The 15,239-nt window shown below is 41.9% G+C and carries 15 protein-coding genes (1 of these 15 running past the window's edge); 3 read left to right on the top strand and 12 right to left on the bottom strand.

The genetic code is table 11. From position 1 onward, the window contains the following. Window positions 1–32, top strand: partial view of a YgzB family protein gene (locus AZE41_RS03750; protein ID WP_067205845.1) — the end only. Its footprint begins 349 nt before the window's first position; 32 of the gene's 381 nt are visible here — the last part of the coding sequence; its start codon lies beyond the left edge, outside the window; its stop codon occupies window positions 30–32. Between the two features lie 48 nt (window positions 33–80). On the opposite strand, the gene perR is transcribed toward AZE41_RS03750, so the two are convergent. From perR to bcp, 3 genes are all read right to left on the bottom strand, one after another. After that, complete coding sequence (gene perR / locus AZE41_RS03745) at window positions 81–524, bottom strand: peroxide-responsive transcriptional repressor PerR (RefSeq protein WP_156475952.1); 444 nt, start codon at window positions 522–524, stop codon at window positions 81–83. 131 nt (window positions 525–655) lie between these two features. Beyond that, complete coding sequence (locus AZE41_RS03740; RefSeq protein WP_067205839.1) at window positions 656–1,600, bottom strand: D-2-hydroxyacid dehydrogenase; 945 nt, start codon at window positions 1,598–1,600, stop codon at window positions 656–658. 13 nt (window positions 1,601–1,613) lie between these two features. Continuing rightward, complete coding sequence (bcp, locus tag AZE41_RS03735; RefSeq protein ID WP_067205836.1) at window positions 1,614–2,090, bottom strand: thioredoxin-dependent thiol peroxidase; 477 nt, start codon at window positions 2,088–2,090, stop codon at window positions 1,614–1,616. A 126-nt stretch (window positions 2,091–2,216) separates the two neighbouring features. Here bcp and AZE41_RS03730 point away from each other — a divergent pair, with 126 nt between their 5' ends. Both AZE41_RS03730 and AZE41_RS03725 read left to right on the top strand, forming a co-directional pair. Then, window positions 2,217–3,521 (top strand): glutamate-1-semialdehyde 2,1-aminomutase, encoded by a 1,305-nt coding sequence (locus AZE41_RS03730; RefSeq protein WP_067213828.1) that lies wholly within the window; start codon window positions 2,217–2,219, stop codon window positions 3,519–3,521. Between the two features lie 250 nt (window positions 3,522–3,771). Further along, window positions 3,772–4,854 (top strand): FUSC family protein, encoded by a 1,083-nt coding sequence (locus AZE41_RS03725; protein ID WP_067205834.1) that lies wholly within the window; start codon window positions 3,772–3,774, stop codon window positions 4,852–4,854. 114 nt (window positions 4,855–4,968) lie between these two features. Here the strand turns inward: AZE41_RS03725 and nikC are convergent, their stop codons facing one another. The 9 genes from nikC to AZE41_RS03680 all read right to left on the bottom strand — a co-directional run bounded on the left by nikC (window position 4,969) and on the right by AZE41_RS03680 (window position 15,233). Then, the gene (gene nikC / locus AZE41_RS03720) at window positions 4,969–5,892 is read right to left on the bottom strand and encodes a nickel transporter permease (RefSeq protein ID WP_067205831.1); all 924 of its coding nucleotides are present in this window, start codon (window positions 5,890–5,892) and stop codon (window positions 4,969–4,971) included. Window positions 5,893–5,909: 17 nt separating this feature from the next. Continuing rightward, the gene (locus AZE41_RS03715) at window positions 5,910–6,914 is read right to left on the bottom strand and encodes an ABC transporter permease (RefSeq protein ID WP_067205829.1); all 1,005 of its coding nucleotides are present in this window, start codon (window positions 6,912–6,914) and stop codon (window positions 5,910–5,912) included. A gap of 110 nt (window positions 6,915–7,024) precedes the next feature. Next, entirely contained in the window at window positions 7,025–8,659 is a 1,635-nt protein-coding gene (locus tag AZE41_RS03710; protein WP_067205827.1) for an ABC transporter substrate-binding protein, read from the bottom strand. After that, window positions 8,656–9,669 (bottom strand): ABC transporter ATP-binding protein, encoded by a 1,014-nt coding sequence (locus AZE41_RS03705; RefSeq protein WP_067205824.1) that lies wholly within the window; start codon window positions 9,667–9,669, stop codon window positions 8,656–8,658. Before AZE41_RS03705 ends, AZE41_RS03710 begins: the two co-directional genes overlap by 4 nt. Continuing rightward, a complete protein-coding gene (locus AZE41_RS03700; protein WP_067205821.1) occupies window positions 9,641–10,663 on the bottom strand; it encodes an ABC transporter ATP-binding protein in 1,023 nt (340 codons plus the stop codon). Before AZE41_RS03700 ends, AZE41_RS03705 begins: the two co-directional genes overlap by 29 nt. 224 nt (window positions 10,664–10,887) lie before the next feature. Next, entirely contained in the window at window positions 10,888–11,907 is a 1,020-nt protein-coding gene (locus tag AZE41_RS03695; RefSeq protein ID WP_067205819.1) for an ABC transporter substrate-binding protein, read from the bottom strand. A 250-nt stretch (window positions 11,908–12,157) separates the two neighbouring features. After that, window positions 12,158–13,915 (bottom strand): ABC transporter ATP-binding protein, encoded by a 1,758-nt coding sequence (locus AZE41_RS03690; RefSeq protein WP_067205817.1) that lies wholly within the window; start codon window positions 13,913–13,915, stop codon window positions 12,158–12,160. Window positions 13,916–14,198: 283 nt separating this feature from the next. After that, window positions 14,199–14,744 carry a nucleoside tri-diphosphate phosphatase gene (ntdP, locus tag AZE41_RS03685; protein WP_067205814.1) on the bottom strand — a complete coding sequence of 182 codons (546 nt, stop codon included), beginning with the start codon at window positions 14,742–14,744 and terminating at the stop codon, window positions 14,199–14,201. 177 nt (window positions 14,745–14,921) lie between these two features. Beyond that, on the bottom strand, window positions 14,922–15,233 hold the full coding sequence (locus tag AZE41_RS03680; protein ID WP_067205811.1) for a gamma-type small acid-soluble spore protein: 312 nt from the start codon (window positions 15,231–15,233) through the stop codon (window positions 14,922–14,924). Between the last annotated feature and the right edge of the window lie 6 nt (window positions 15,234–15,239).

Below are 15,239 nucleotides of genomic sequence, written 5' to 3'. Positions count from 1 at the left end.
CTGCTGCAATAAAAGAGGATTCTAAGGAATAAAAAAAACGTCCGATACAACCTTCACTGGAAGGAGTATCGGACGTTTTTTTATTTAGTATTCGCTACGCGCGAAACACACGAAGGACATGTACCATATACTTCCAGACGGTGATAATTTACTTTGAATCCTGTTACATGAGAAGCTAAGCGCTCCACCTCTTCAAGTCCAGGATGATGGAAATCAACAATCGTTCCGCATTCATCACAGATGATATGATAATGATCGTGAGTAACAAAGTCAAAACGGCTTGAAGCATCTCCATAAGTGAGTTCCTTAATAAGTCCCGCATTGCGGAACACACGAAGGTTATTATATACTGTTGCAACGCTCATGTTAGGAAAATCAGATTCAAGTGCTTTATATATATCATCAGCCGTTGGATGTGACTCAGAGGAGATAAGATACTCTAAAATCGCATGCCTCTGTGGCGTAATTCTGACGCCACTATTTTTCAATGCGTCCAGCGCGCCTTTCAATCTAACTTCCGACATCGCTATGCACCTCTATCCATAAAGATTCTCACTTTATAATTATTATCATTAGTGTACTTAAAATAGGGTGCATATGTCAACTAAAGCGCTGTGTGAGCCACTTCATTTGTGTCTATCAATTTAGTTCCCACTCAGTAGCCAAGTTCCATGTCAATCAAGTTCAGAAGATCCCACTCCCCCTGTTGCCACTTACCTAGGTTTTCTTCAAAAATAGTGAGGGCCCTTTCAACATACTTTCCAGAAAGACTTGAAACATGTGGCGATATCGTACAATTTGCAAGTAACCATAGTTCATTGTCAGCAGGTAGCGGCTCTGTTTCAAATACGTCAAGAACCGCATGCCTGATTTCATTACTTTTCAATGCATCTATTAGAATCGGTTCAGCAAAGAGGTCACCCCGACCAAAATTCATGAAGACCGCATTATCCTTCATGGCTTTGAAATGCCCTTCTGTTAGCAGCCCTTTTGTTTCTGGTGTACTCGGTAAAACAGAAATAACGAAGTCTGCTATGCCCACTCTATCTATCAAAGCTTCAAACTTTATTGTCTCATCCATCGATTCACTTGCCCTGCCCGATCTGTTACAACCAATTGTAGTGACACCAAATGCTTGAAGTAAGCGTCCTATTTCAGAACCAATTGCGCCAGGACCTAAGATAAGCGCAGTCGACCCTTTTAATTCAATCGAGCCGACTTTCCGATTCCATTCTTTTGACCGTTGTCTTTCGTCAATAAGTGGTAACGACCGTTGCAGTGATAATATATGCGCGAGAACGGATTCCGCCATCGGTGTTTTGTGGATACCGCGAACATTTGACATGACGATGTTGCGCTCAGCTATTTCAGCAAGAGGCATTTTTTCAACGCCAGCCGACGCAACCATTATCCATTCCAATGCTTTCGCTTTATCGAGTAGCGCAACGTCTACATCACCGCCATATGTCACAATAATTGATGCTGTTTGAATTTCAATGTCTTCCGGCTTTTTGTTGAATTGAAATGTAACTTCAGGAAACTTCATGACAAGCCCCTGTTCCTGATGTTTCTTCATATCAAATGTGAATAGTACTTCCATTTCTCGTTCCCCCTCAAGACTGTGTTAGTTGCTCCAATGTCACAAGCGCTTCTTCTATATGGCCTTTCACTTTCACTTTACGCCATTCTTTAACAACCGTCCCCGTCGGATCAATCAAAAATGTCGAACGCTCAATACCCATATACTCCTTACCGAACATCTTCTTCAACTTCCAAACATCATATTTTTCAGCAACTGTGTGCTCTTCATCAACAAGAAGGGAAAACGGCAGTCCATGTTTCCCGATAAATTTCTCATGTGAAGCTGCGCCATCAGGGCTCACTCCAAGTACTACTGCATTCAACTTGCTAAAGTCTTCATACGCATCTCGGAAATCGCAAGCTTGCGTTGTACATCCAGGTGTTGAATCTTTCGGATAAAAATAGAGAACAACATACTTTTCACCCGCGAAGTCTTTTAGCGAAATCATTTCACCGTTCTCATTTGGCAATGTAAATTCCGGTGCATGCATACCTTCAAGTGTCGTCATTATCCATTCCTCCAATATATTCTTTCCTTAATCGTACAGAATGCGCCCTTTAGTTTCAAATTCTTTGGCTATCTGCTTCATTTTGTTTAGAATAGAGAGGGTAATGAATTGAACGGGGGAATTGAAATGATCAGAACGAATTCAGAAAAAATCTATAATGAAGCTTGCGAGCATATCGTGGGAGGGGTAAATAGCCCATCGCGCGGATACCATGCAGTTGGCGGCGGAGCCCCTACAGTAATGGAACGTGCAGAAGGTGCTTACTTCTGGGATGTCGACGGCAATAAATACATCGACTATCTTGCTGCATATGGACCAATCATTACGGGGCATGCCCATCCACATATTACTGAAGCAATCGTTAAAGCCGCGCAAACAGGTTTGCTATACGGAACGCCTACTCGACATGAAGTGAAGTTTGCAAAAATGTTGAAGGAAGCAATGCCTAGAATGGATAAAGTACGTTTTGTAAACTCTGGTACAGAAGCAGTCATGACGACAATTCGAGTTTCTCGTGCTTATACAGGGCGGACAAAAATCATGAAATTTGCAGGCTGTTACCACGGTCACTCGGATCTTGTACTCGTTGCAGCAGGTTCTGGCCCCGCAACGCTTGGTACTCCTGATTCAGCAGGTGTGCCAGAGTCGATTGCTAAAGAGGTAATTACGATTCCATTTAACGATCCTAATGCTTATATAGAAGCAATGGAAAAATGGGGCGACCAAATCGCATGTATTCTAGTCGAGCCAATCGTTGGTAACTTCGGCATTGTTGAACCAAAAGAAGGGTTTCTTCCGCTCGTCCATGATATCGCAGCCGAAAAAGGCGCTTTGATTGTTTATGATGAAGTAATTACTGCATTCCGTTTCCACTACGGCGGCGCACAGGATTTGCTCGGTTTAACACCCGATCTTACTGCATTCGGAAAAATTATTGGCGGCGGCTTACCAATTGGCGGTTACGGTGGGAAAAAAGAAATTATGGAACAAGTCGCTCCACTAGGTCCTGCTTATCAAGCAGGGACAATGGCAGGGAATCCAGCGTCGATGTTAGCAGGAATTGCTCTTCTAGAAGTTCTCCAAACGCCTGGTATTTATGAAGAAATGGACCGTCTAGGTGCTATTCTTGAAGAGGGCATTGTAAAATCTGCAAAAGAGCACGGAATTACATTAACGACAAATCGTCTTGGAGGAGCCCTTACTTTGTTCTTTACAGACGTAAAAGTCGAAAACTACGAACAAGCTGAAGCAACAGACGGCAATGTGTTCGCCAAGTTCTTCAAACTGATGTTAAAAAACGGTATAAACCTTGCACCTTCAAAGTATGAAGCGTGGTTTTTAACAATTGCTCATACGGAAGAAGACATTATGGATACACTTGTTGCAGTCGATCATTCATTCAAAGAGCTCGCAACTTCTATAAACGGTTGACCGCACGGTATTGTTAAGGTACAGTAGCGAAAAACAGCTTTAACTTCATTTAGCGGAAGCCTTCCACTTCGATAAAGTGATAGGTATTTGCAAAATAGGCATACAACTTGGTAGGAGCAAAACTCTAGCTAAATGAAGTTACAGTCTCCGACGGATGCCACAGACTTTTAAGTGGAATTTATCGAGCAGGCTCGATAAAAGTCTGTGCGCAAATACGCCAAGGCGTATTTGATCAGAAAGGATAACCCCCATGATACTTGGTGCCCGCATTTTTAAAACGGGCATTGCGATTATGTTCGCATTGTTCCTAGCAGAAATTTTACACATGCCGCATCCATTGTTTGCGGGAATCGCGGCCATTTTTGCCATCCAACCTTCTATCTATAGATCTTATTTAACAATTATCGAACAGGTTCAAGGTAATATAATTGGCGCAGTTGTTGCGGTTTTATTTGTTCTCCTGTTTGGTAATCAGCTAGTCTTCATAGGACTTGCCGCGGTCATTATTATATTAATAATGATTAAATTGGGCCTAGAAAAATCAATTTCGATGGCACTCGTGGTAATGATCGCCATAATGGAAATCAAAGGCGATGAGTTCCTGTCATTTGCATTGCTCAGATTTTTGACATTGATTATCGGTATTCTTGCCGCTTTCGTTGTGAACTTGCTGTTCATGCCACCGAAATACGAAACAAAATTATTTGAGTCCATTCATCAGGCACAAGACGAAATTATTCGTTGGACCCGCCTGGCTGGAAGGCAAGCATCTGATCACTTAGCAACAAAAAAGTCACTGACAAAATCGAAGGAGCGCCTTTCTCAGGTAGATCAGCTGTACACGCTATTTAAAGAGGAACGGAGCTACTTCAAAAAGAATACGAGAAACAAAGCGAGAAAACTTGTCGTTTACAGACAAATGGTTGCTACTTCAAGGAGCAGTTATGATGTACTGAAAAGACTTCATCAGTATGAAAATGAACTGATTGATTTGCCGGAACATTTCCGGATGATGGTGCAGGAACGTCTCGACGCACTGCTCACATATCACGAACAACTCCATCTGAAGTTCGTTGGTAAACTGAAGTCTGATGCAGTAAATACCAGTCCGAATGAAGAATACATCCAGCGTCATGAGGTGATGGAGATTTTTGCAAAGGAAATTGCCCTTACGAAAGAAGAAGAGGAATTTTCCGCCTATCATCTTCTTCATATCCTGTCGTCTATCTTTAATTATGAAGAACAACTTGAACACTTTGACAAGCTGATTGTTCTATTTCAGAAGTATCATAACAATAAAGTGAATTCGAAACTGACAGAAGAAATCTATTAAGAAAAACGCTGGAGCTAGACTTTGCTCTAGGTTCAAAAACTTATACTTTCTTATCTATTAAAAAATGCCCTACATCCCGATGAATTTAGCGGGATGTAGGGCATTTTTATTATCCTAACTCTTCATCTTAGGATCGAGTGCATCACGTAAACCATCACCCATTAAGTTAAAGCCCAGTACTGTAAGCATAATTGCGATACCTGGGAAAATCATTGTCCATGGGGCTGAATGTAGGAAGCTTTTTGAATCCGCTAACATTTTTCCCCACTCTGGCATCGGCGCTTGTGCACCCAGTCCTAAAAACCCAAGTGCAGCTGCTTCAAGGATTGCCGTTGCAATTGCTAGAGTTCCTTGAACAATTACCGGCGCCATAGAGTTCGGCAAGATGTGAGAAAACAGAATCCTAGCATCTTTCATTCCGATCCCTTTTGCCGCAGTAATATATTCATCTTCTTTTATACTCAATACTTTTGAACGAATGAGCCTTCCAAAGTTCGGCACATTTATAACTGCGATTGCGATAAGCGCATTTTGCAGACTCGGACCAAGTACGGAAACAATTGCAATGGCCAACAAGATAGAAGGAAATGCTAGCATAATGTCGAACACACGTGAAATAATCGTATCAACCCATCTGCCATAATAACCTGCTACGATACCCAATGCACTTCCTACAACTACCGATCCGATTACAGAAAAGAATCCAACCCATAGTGAAATTCGGGCACCATGAACAATTCGGGAAAAAATATCCCTTCCAAGGTCATCTGTTCCAAACCAATATTCACTTGAAGGAGGGAGAAGCCGATCCGATAACTTTTGGTCGTTAATGCCCTCTAGTCCAATGTTTGAACCAAGATAACCTTGTTCCGCCACAAAACCGAAACCCGCTAGCAGGATAAAGAATATAACAATACCCATACCGACAACTGCCACTTTACTCTTTTTAAAGCCATTCCAAGCTTCACGCCAAGGTCCTGCAGTTTTATCAACTTTATTATTCGCAATTCCATCGGCCTTAGGTACAAATTCAGACATAAGTGCTTCCCCCTTCCTCAATCATATTTAATCCTCGGATCTATCAGACTATAGAGCAAGTCTACAAGCAAGTTGATCAAAACAAAGAAGAGCGCCACAATTAGAATCGCTGACTGAATGACGGGATAATCTCGGAATCCAATTGCGTCGTAAATATAACGCCCAACACCAGGCCAAGCAAAAATTGTCTCAGTCAAAATCGCACCACCAAGTAACATTCCCATTTGCAGACCAATAATTGTTAACACAGGAATGATTGCATTTTTAAGCGCATGCTTATATACGACCCAAAACATTTTCTGACCTTTCGCCCGTGCGGTACGAATATAATCGGAGCGCATTACTTCGAGCATACTTGAACGGGTCATCCGTGCGATAATTGCCATCGGAATTGTTGCCAGTGCTAGTCCTGGTAAAATAAGGTGACGGAAAACCTGCCATAACTGATCAAAACGGCCTTGAATAATTGTATCAAGTACATAGAGATTCGTTATGGCGTTGATAGGATCTCGTACTTCCTCTCGCCCTCCAGTCGGCAACCATGGATTTTCTACAGCAAAAACCCATTGCCCCATAAGGCCCAGCCAGAAGATAGGCATGGACACGCCAACAAGTGCCAAAATCATCGCCGTATAATCAAACCATGAATTTTGAAACCACGCTGAGATGATTCCTGCATTAATACCGATAATAACTGCAATAACGATGGCGAATAGTGCCAATTCAAACGTAGCTGCTAAATAAGGCCATATTTCATCTGATACAGGAGCTCGAGTTCTCATCGACTCGCCCAAATCTCCTTTTAAAAGGTCTCCCAAGTATTTGAAATACTGAACATACCAAGGGTTATCCAAACCAAGCTTTATCGTCAGCGCTTCGACTGACTCTTTAGTCGCCTGCTGCCCAAGAATAATTTGTGCGGGGTTACCCGGGATTGCACGGATAATCATGAATACGATAAACGTCATCCCAAGCAGGACAGGAATGAGCTGCAGCATTCTTTTTCCAATGTAGCTGAGCATGATTTTTCACCTCTCCAACTTTTCTATCAACTTATATGTATCCATCAAATGAAAGAGAAAAGGAAGAAATCTGAAAGACCTCTCCCTTTCCGTTCATTTCTTACAATCTTTTACTTGAATTCTACTTTCGACAGTAAATCCGAGGCAATTGGGCCTGGAACAAAACCTGTTAAATCTTTAGATCCTCCAAGAAGCGGAGTTGAGTGAGCAAGTGGTACCCATGGAGCGTCATCATGAATGATGACCTGCGCTTCTTTGTACAATTCATTTCGTTTCTCTTCATCGATTTCAGTTTGTGCTGCGATAAGGATGTCGTGGAGTTTTGCATTCTTATAGTACGTATAATTATTGCTACCGATATTATCTTCATCTAGCAAAGCGTATAGGAAATTATCTGCATCTCCGTTATCCCCAGTCCAGCCGAGCATGAACGCATCTGCATCCCCTTTACTTGCAAGGTCAAGATAAGTTGCCCATTCATGTGAAACGATCTTCGCAGTAATCCCTATATCTGCTAGGTTTTTCTGAATGACTTCAGCAACTTTTTTACCATCTGGCATATATGGACGTGGTACCGGCATTGCCCATAGATCCATCTCAAAACCGTCTTCAAGTCCTACCGATTTTAGAAGCTCTTTCGCTTTTTCAGGATTGTATTCATATCCTTCGATATCATCGTTATAGCCTGAAATAGATGTCGGCATCGGGTTTTTCGCGACATCTGCACGTCCTTCGAAGAATGAGTCAACAATTGATTGTTTGTCGATTGCATAGTTAATCGCTTGACGCACTTCTTTTTTATCGAAAGGAGGGCGTGTTACTGTAAGACCTAAATAACCTACGTTCAAAGACGGACGTACAAACAATTGAAGATTTTCATTATCTTCAATCGATTCGCCATCTGATGGATTAATGCCATCTGCAAGTTCGATATTTCCAGCCATCAATGCATTCAAACGCGCAGAGTTGTCGGGAATTGACTGGAAGATGATTTTTTTAAGTTTTGGTAGTCCTTCATCCCAGTAGTCATCGAACTTTTCAATTGTGATTGTTTCATTCGGTTTCCATTCGACGAACTGGAATGGTCCTGTACCTACTGGTTTTCTTTCGAATTGATCGTCACCTAATTCAAATGCAGTCGGACTTGCAATTGCAAACATGCTCATTGCAATATTTTTAAGGAATGGTGCTTGTGGACGTGTTAATTTTATAAGCACTGTATTGTCACCGTCCGCTGTAACAGACTCAATAACATGACCTTCATCACCTTTAAAACCGCCGAATGTTGTGTTATAATATGGGAATTTTTCTGCATCCCCATTAGCCCAACGCTCGAAGTTTTTAACGACCGCGTCAGCATTGAAGTCAGTTCCATCATGGAACTTAACGCCTTCACGTAGTTTGAACGTATACGTTAAACCATCTTCGCTTGGCTCCCATTCAGTGGCAAGCCCTGGATTAATTTCTGTATCACTCTCACCGAAATTCAGAAGCGTTTCGTAAATATTAACCGTAACTTTGAAAGATTCTCCTTCAGTCACCCTTGATGGATCGAGGGAAGTTGAATCGCCACCGCGTCCAAACACTAATGTATCTTTCACATTTTTAGTGTCTTCAGTTTTACCATCTTCATTTTTAGTACCTTCCTTCTTGCCATCATCGGCATCTGACCCACAAGCGGCTAGCGCTGCCGAAAGAACGAGAAGCAACATCAGTGCTAGTAAACCTAACTTCCTTTTTCTCATATTGACCCCTCCAACTGTTTTATATCATTGTCTACCTGCTCACTGTATAGGTGACAGGCGACAGAATGACCCGAATCATGCTCGACAAGCCTTGGTGTAACTTTCGTGCAAATTTCCATTTTATGCGGACAGCGCGTATGAAACGTGCAGCCACTAGGAGGATTCGCTGGGTTTGGAATATCCCCTTCAAGAAGAATTTGCTCTTTCTTGAAGTCTGGATCAGGTACTGGAACCGCTGACAATAATGCCTGCGTATAGGGATGAAGCGGTTTCGCATAGAGCTGCTCGCTGTCCGCCATTTCTACCATCTTTCCAAGATACATAACGCCGACACGATCACTAATATGACGGACGACTCCCAGATCGTGGGCAATGAAGATATAAGTGAGTTTGAATTCCTTCTGCAAATCTTGCATCAGGTTTAACACTTGAGACTGAATCGACACATCGAGAGCCGAAACAGGTTCATCAGCAATTATCAGTTTTGGATTTGTCATTAGCGCTCGAGCAATCCCAATACGCTGACGCTGTCCTCCACTAAACTGATGCGGATAGCGCTTGGCATGATATGCGCTTAGTCCAACAATTTCAAGGAATTCACGCACTTTCCTTTTCCGCTCTTTCGAATTATCAATGCCGTGCACAATGAGCGGCTCTTCTAATATCTTTTCAATCGTGTGACGCGGATTGAGGGATGCATATGGATCTTGGAATACCATTTGGATGTCACGTCTCGTTTTCCGCATTTCTCCGGTAGACAAGGACGTCAAATCTTTGCCGTCAAATTCAACTTTTCCTTCGGTTGGTTCAAGAAGTCGCATCAGCATCCGGCCCGTTGTCGATTTACCGCATCCAGATTCACCTACAATGCCGAGCGTTTCGCCTTCATTCACGTAAAACGATACGTCATCTACCGCTTTGACATAACCGACTGTTCTGCCAAGAATTCCTTTTTTAACTGGAAAATACTTTTTCAAACCTTCAACTTTCAATAAGGGCTTTGTTGTCATGCTGTTTCACCCCTTCTCTGTCGTATAGGAAGCATCGAGTCTGGTGAACATCCGAAGTTTCATATAGTTCAGGGTTTTCTGTTAGACAACGATCAAATGCAAACTCACATCTCGCTGCAAATCTGCACCCCTGCCGGATTGAACCGGGTTTCGGCACGCTACCCGGGATAGAATAGAGTCGCTCCTTTTTATAGCGCATGTCGGGAACGGATTGAATCAGCCCTTTTGTATAAGGATGCTGTGGATCTTCGAAGATCATCTTAACGGATGCTTCTTCAATAATTTGTCCAGCATACATGACAATGACACGTTCGCATGTTTCTGCAACGACACCCAAGTCGTGAGTTATAAGTAGAACAGCTGTATTCAATCTCGTATTTAATTCCCGCATTAACTTCAATATCTGCGCTTGAATCGTCACATCTAGAGCAGTGGTTGGTTCGTCAGCTATAAGTACTTTAGGATCACATACCAACGCCATCGCAATCATTACACGCTGTCGCATTCCACCCGATAATTGGTGAGGGTAGTCTCTCATCATTTCCTCAGCACGAGGCAAACCGACCAGTTTCAACATTTCAACTGCTTTTCCCTCAGCCTTTTTCTTAGACCAGCCTTTTTCGTGAATCCGCACTGCTTCTGTCATTTGATTGCCAATCGAGAACAATGGATTCAGTGATGTCATAGGTTCTTGGAAAATCATCGCAATGTCGTTTCCTCGAATACGCCGCATCTGTTTTTCATTCATGGTCAGCAAGTCTTTATCTTCAAATAATATTTTGCCTCCGACAACTTTCCCAGGAGGCTTTGGCACTAACCCCATTATCGATAAGGAGGTTACACTTTTCCCGCAGCCAGATTCTCCGACAATTCCAAGGATTTCTCCTTCATTCAAGTGAAAGTCAATATGATCAACAGCCGGTATTTCCCCCGAATCAGTAAAAAAGGTCGTCTGTAAATCTTTTACTTGGAGGACAGTCTTCCTCTCATCCATCAGATCACCCTTTTTCTTAATCAATCAATTAGTTATTTTCAGAATTAATAGGTCGTTCTAATTATACGATTATACAGAATAAATGCAATACTTTTTTATATATTCTTATAATAACAAAGGCATACTCTTGGTACTGCTTCCTATCAACTATAGGTGATGTGTTCATTTACTGCCGAAAAAAAGCTATCCGATTGACCAGGGTATCGGCCAATCGGATAGCTTTTTCACTCTTCTTCTGCTGGTAATTCGAACTCCACTTTCGACAACACATCAAAACCCGTTACTTGTGGTAAGTAATTCATCATGTATTTTGTCGCTCCGAAAAGTGGTGTTGAATCGGCAGCAAATATGGAAGGAGCATCTTCATAAATGTTTTCCATAAAAGGTCGTTCAAAAAATTGTAAGTCGGCATCGTCGTCAACTTCCATTCTATCTACCGGATTAATACTATCGGCTAGATCGATATCCCCTGCAATCAATGCATTCAAGCGTGCAGTGTTATCAGGAATTGACTTGAAGATGATTTTTTCAAGCTTCGGCAAACTTTCTTGCCAATACTCTTGAAATTTTACAACTACGATTGCTTCATTCTGTTTCCCTTCGAAGTATTGGAACGGTCCCGTACCGATAGGATCGCTTTCAAATTCCTCATCGCTTTGTTCAAATACATTCGGACTAACAATCGAGAACGGACTCATCGTTAGATTTTTCAAGAATGATGCTTGTGGGTTATTCAACTTGATTGTTACAGTATCATCGCCGTCAGTCGCCACCGATTCAATAATACGACTGTCATCCCCTTTGAAACCATTAAATACCGAACTATAGAAAGGAAACTCTTCTGCATCGCCGTTAGTCCAGCGCTCAAAGTTTTTTATGACTGCATCTGCATTAAAATCTGTACCGTCATGGAATTTGACATCTTTCCGCAACTGGAACGTGTACGTCAAACCGTCTTCACTAGAATCCCACTTTTCTGCCAAGCCTGGAACTACAGTCGTGCCCTGCTCATCCAGATTCACGAGTGTCTCATAAAGATTGACAGTAACATGGGTGGAATCCCCTTCCTTCATATGGGCTGGGTCTAGTGACGTGGAATTCCCGCTATGTCCGTAAACTAATATTTTCTTTGCATTTACCTTCGTACTCTCATCGTCCAAACCCGATGAAGTACACGCACCAAGTATTAACGAAAGGGAAACAATCACTATCAAAGCCAATGGCCCAAACTTTACTTTTTTCATAAAAATCCCTCCATTATTCTAAATCATCGCGATTCCACTCACTATGGATCTGATAACCGCTAAAACGCTCCGAACTCCGACCTAATTATTATATAGGAGTTTCAACTAAATCCAATGCCCTTTTCGTCAAGTTCAATGGGAAGTTATTTTTTCAACGTTAGAATAACTATATATGTTAAAAAAATGAATGCCTATATAACTAATCTGGAGCCGCAGTACATTCAATAAGATTCTTTATTTGAACTATATATCATTTTGAATTTCCAAGTACTTGTACTTGGAACAAACCATAGTAAATTCCTTGTAATTTCATCAATTGCTCGTGTGTACCCGTCTCTTTTAACTGCCCTGAATCAATGACGAAAATCTTATCAGCATGTGTAATTGTCGACAAACGGTGAGCAACAATGAGGGTTGTTCTTTCATGCGCAAGTCGTTCAAGTGATTCCTGAATGAGCGCCTCACTTTCAAGGTCAAGTGCGGATGTCGCTTCATCTAAGATAAGGAGCGGTGGATTTTTCAAGAAGACACGTGCAATCGCAATTCGTTGCTTCTGACCACCCGATAACTTCACGCCACGTTCCCCTACTTTGGTATCGTAACCGAGCGGGAGCCCTTCGATGAACTCATGTGCATTCGCCGCTTTAGCAGCAGCAATCACTTCTTCATCTGTTGCATCCGATTTCCCCATCAAAATATTACTCTTCACGGAATCACTAAACAATATAGTATCTTGCAAAACAATTCCAATCTGTTCACGAAGCGATTTTATATTGACGTCACGCAAATCATACCCGTCAATACGCACAGTCCCGCCCGCCACATCATAAAATCTTGGTATCAAGCCAACGATAGTTGATTTCCCTCCGCCACTCATGCCTACAAACGCGACTGTTTCACCTGGCTTCACAGTGAAATTAATACCATCCAGGATTGTTTCCCCATCCTGTTCATACGTAAAGCTCACATTGTTGAACTCAATTTCCCCTTCAATTGGAGGTAGTTGGGTTGCACCGGACTTATTTGTTACATCATACTCCTGTTCCATCAAGTCAAAAACACGGTCCATAGAGGCAAATGACTGTGTGAGTGATGTCGATGCATTGACCAATCGTCGCAATGGATTATACACGCGATCGATGTATGCGATGAAGGCAACCATCGTTCCAACTGACAAATCATTATTGATAACCTGATAGCCCGCATACGCAAGAACGAGAAGCGGTGCAACATCAGTAATCGTATTGACAACTGCAAATGCTTTCGCATTCCACTTTGTATGATCAATTGCTTTATCGAGGAAGTTGCCATTTGTCTTATCGAAACGTTGTTGTTCCTCATCTTCAAGTGCAAAGCTTTTTATGACACTTACTCCAGAAACGCGTTCATGCAGGTAGCTTTGCACATCCGCAAGTGCTTGGGATCGTTTCCCAGTCAACTCCCGCAGTTTCCCGAAAAAGTGTTTGACGCTGTACGCATAAAAAGGGAATGCAAGTAGAGTCACAAGCGTCAGCGGAACATCCATTGTCAGCATAATGACAACTGCGATGATGATTGTCGCGAGGTCAAGCCAAACATTCATAAGACCAATCATTACAAAGTTTTTCGTTTGCTCCACATCATTTATAACGCGCGAAATGATTTCTCCAGCTCTTGTATTTGAATAGTAGCTAAGACTCAATTTTTGCAGATGTGAATACAATTCTTTCCGTATATCATACAAAATCTTATTGCTCACATACTGGGCATAATATTGCCGGTAATACTCAACTGGAGGGCGGATGATAAAGAACACAAGAACTGTCCCACCAAGCCAATAAAATAATTGGCGCGTCATCTCTGCTTTAGTAAGTGTATCCGATCCGATAATGTCATCAATTACAATTTTCATCAGCAATGGAATGAATAAAGGAATTGCGAATTTTACAATTCCAATAAGTATCGTCAATATTATTAACCAGTTGTATGGCTTAACAAACTTCATATAGCGTTTTATACTGTCACCCATCTTTGTACCTCCTACTAAGAAAAGCGTAAGGCGCCGTTTAGCCCCGACAAGTTGGAGGGATGCAGTTCAATCCCTCCCGAAAGACTTGATGATAAAGGCGATCTTTGCCTTTTCGGCAAGACTGAAGCGACTCGAGGGGCTGGCGCCTGGAGTCTAGCTTCCGACCCGAGTTAAAAATGCCTGTCGCAATCTTTCGCGACAGGCATAAGTGAAAAAGGAAGGCAGTCTAAGGTTGCTATATCCTGTCGCAACGACTGCATCCTTGCAATTGCAATCAGGCTTTTCACTTACTTTTCTTGACCTGTTTGTAGAATTCATATCTGGAAGTCCATACTTCAATGAAGTCGGAAGCAAATGGTCCCCTCCGCTGCTTAATCCACCCTAGCAAGGTATCCAGGTTCTTTTGTAATATCTGATCGATGACATCAGGATAGCCCATTTGTTTCCTGTGTTCAGCATATTCATCCTCGTCAAGAATCATATAACTCATATCCGGGAACACTTTTACGTCAAGGTCATAATCAATATACTTCAATGATTTGTTATCATAAACGAAAGGTGAGCTCATGTTAATGTAATAATAAACACCATCTTCTCTTAACATGCAAATGATATTGAACCAATGCTCAGCGTGAAAATAGCAAATGGAAGGCTCGCGTGTCAACCATGTGCGTCCGTCCGACTCTGTTACAAGCGTCCTTTCATTTGCACCGATGACAATATTACGCGTTCCTTTCAATACTACAGTTTCCTGCCAAACCCGATGGATTTTACCATTATGTTTATAACTATGTACTTGTATCGTTTCTCCTTCTTTAGCAATCGTCATGATTAACCCACCTTTTGGTTGCCGGAAAATTTCGAAGCCATTATTATCTCATCATTATACCAACAGAACGGTACTATTTGAAACCTTTCAACTTTTATTTCCATTCATGACGTCATTTGTATCCATAAAAAACCGGCAGAAGCGTAAAGCTCCTGCCGGCCGGCGGTATCCATTTACTTATTTCGAACCGTTCTCGAACTGATTCGAGCGCTGTCCAGAAGCATTGGTTTTGTTTGCTTCGGATTGTTGGTTTTGTTTCCTAACTTGATTTACATCAGTTTCGGAACCAAACTCCTCAGTCATCGCATTTTGATTTTGTTTTTGGTTGTGCATTTTTTGCATTGATTGTTGGTTTTGTTTCTTAACCTGATTTACATCAGTTTCAGAAGCAAACTCCTCATTCATTGCATTTCGGTTTTGTTGTTGTGATGCTTGGTTCTGTTTTCGTACTTGGTTCGCATCAGTTTGATTCGGGTTATTTTTGGTCAATGGATT

Origin of the sequence: Sporosarcina psychrophila, assembly GCF_001590685.1 — a bacterium.
GTDB lineage: Bacteria > Bacillota > Bacilli > Bacillales_A > Planococcaceae > Sporosarcina > Sporosarcina psychrophila.
The sequence above is the reverse complement of the archived record's forward strand: the minus strand, read 5'-3'. Positions and strand labels throughout refer to the sequence as shown.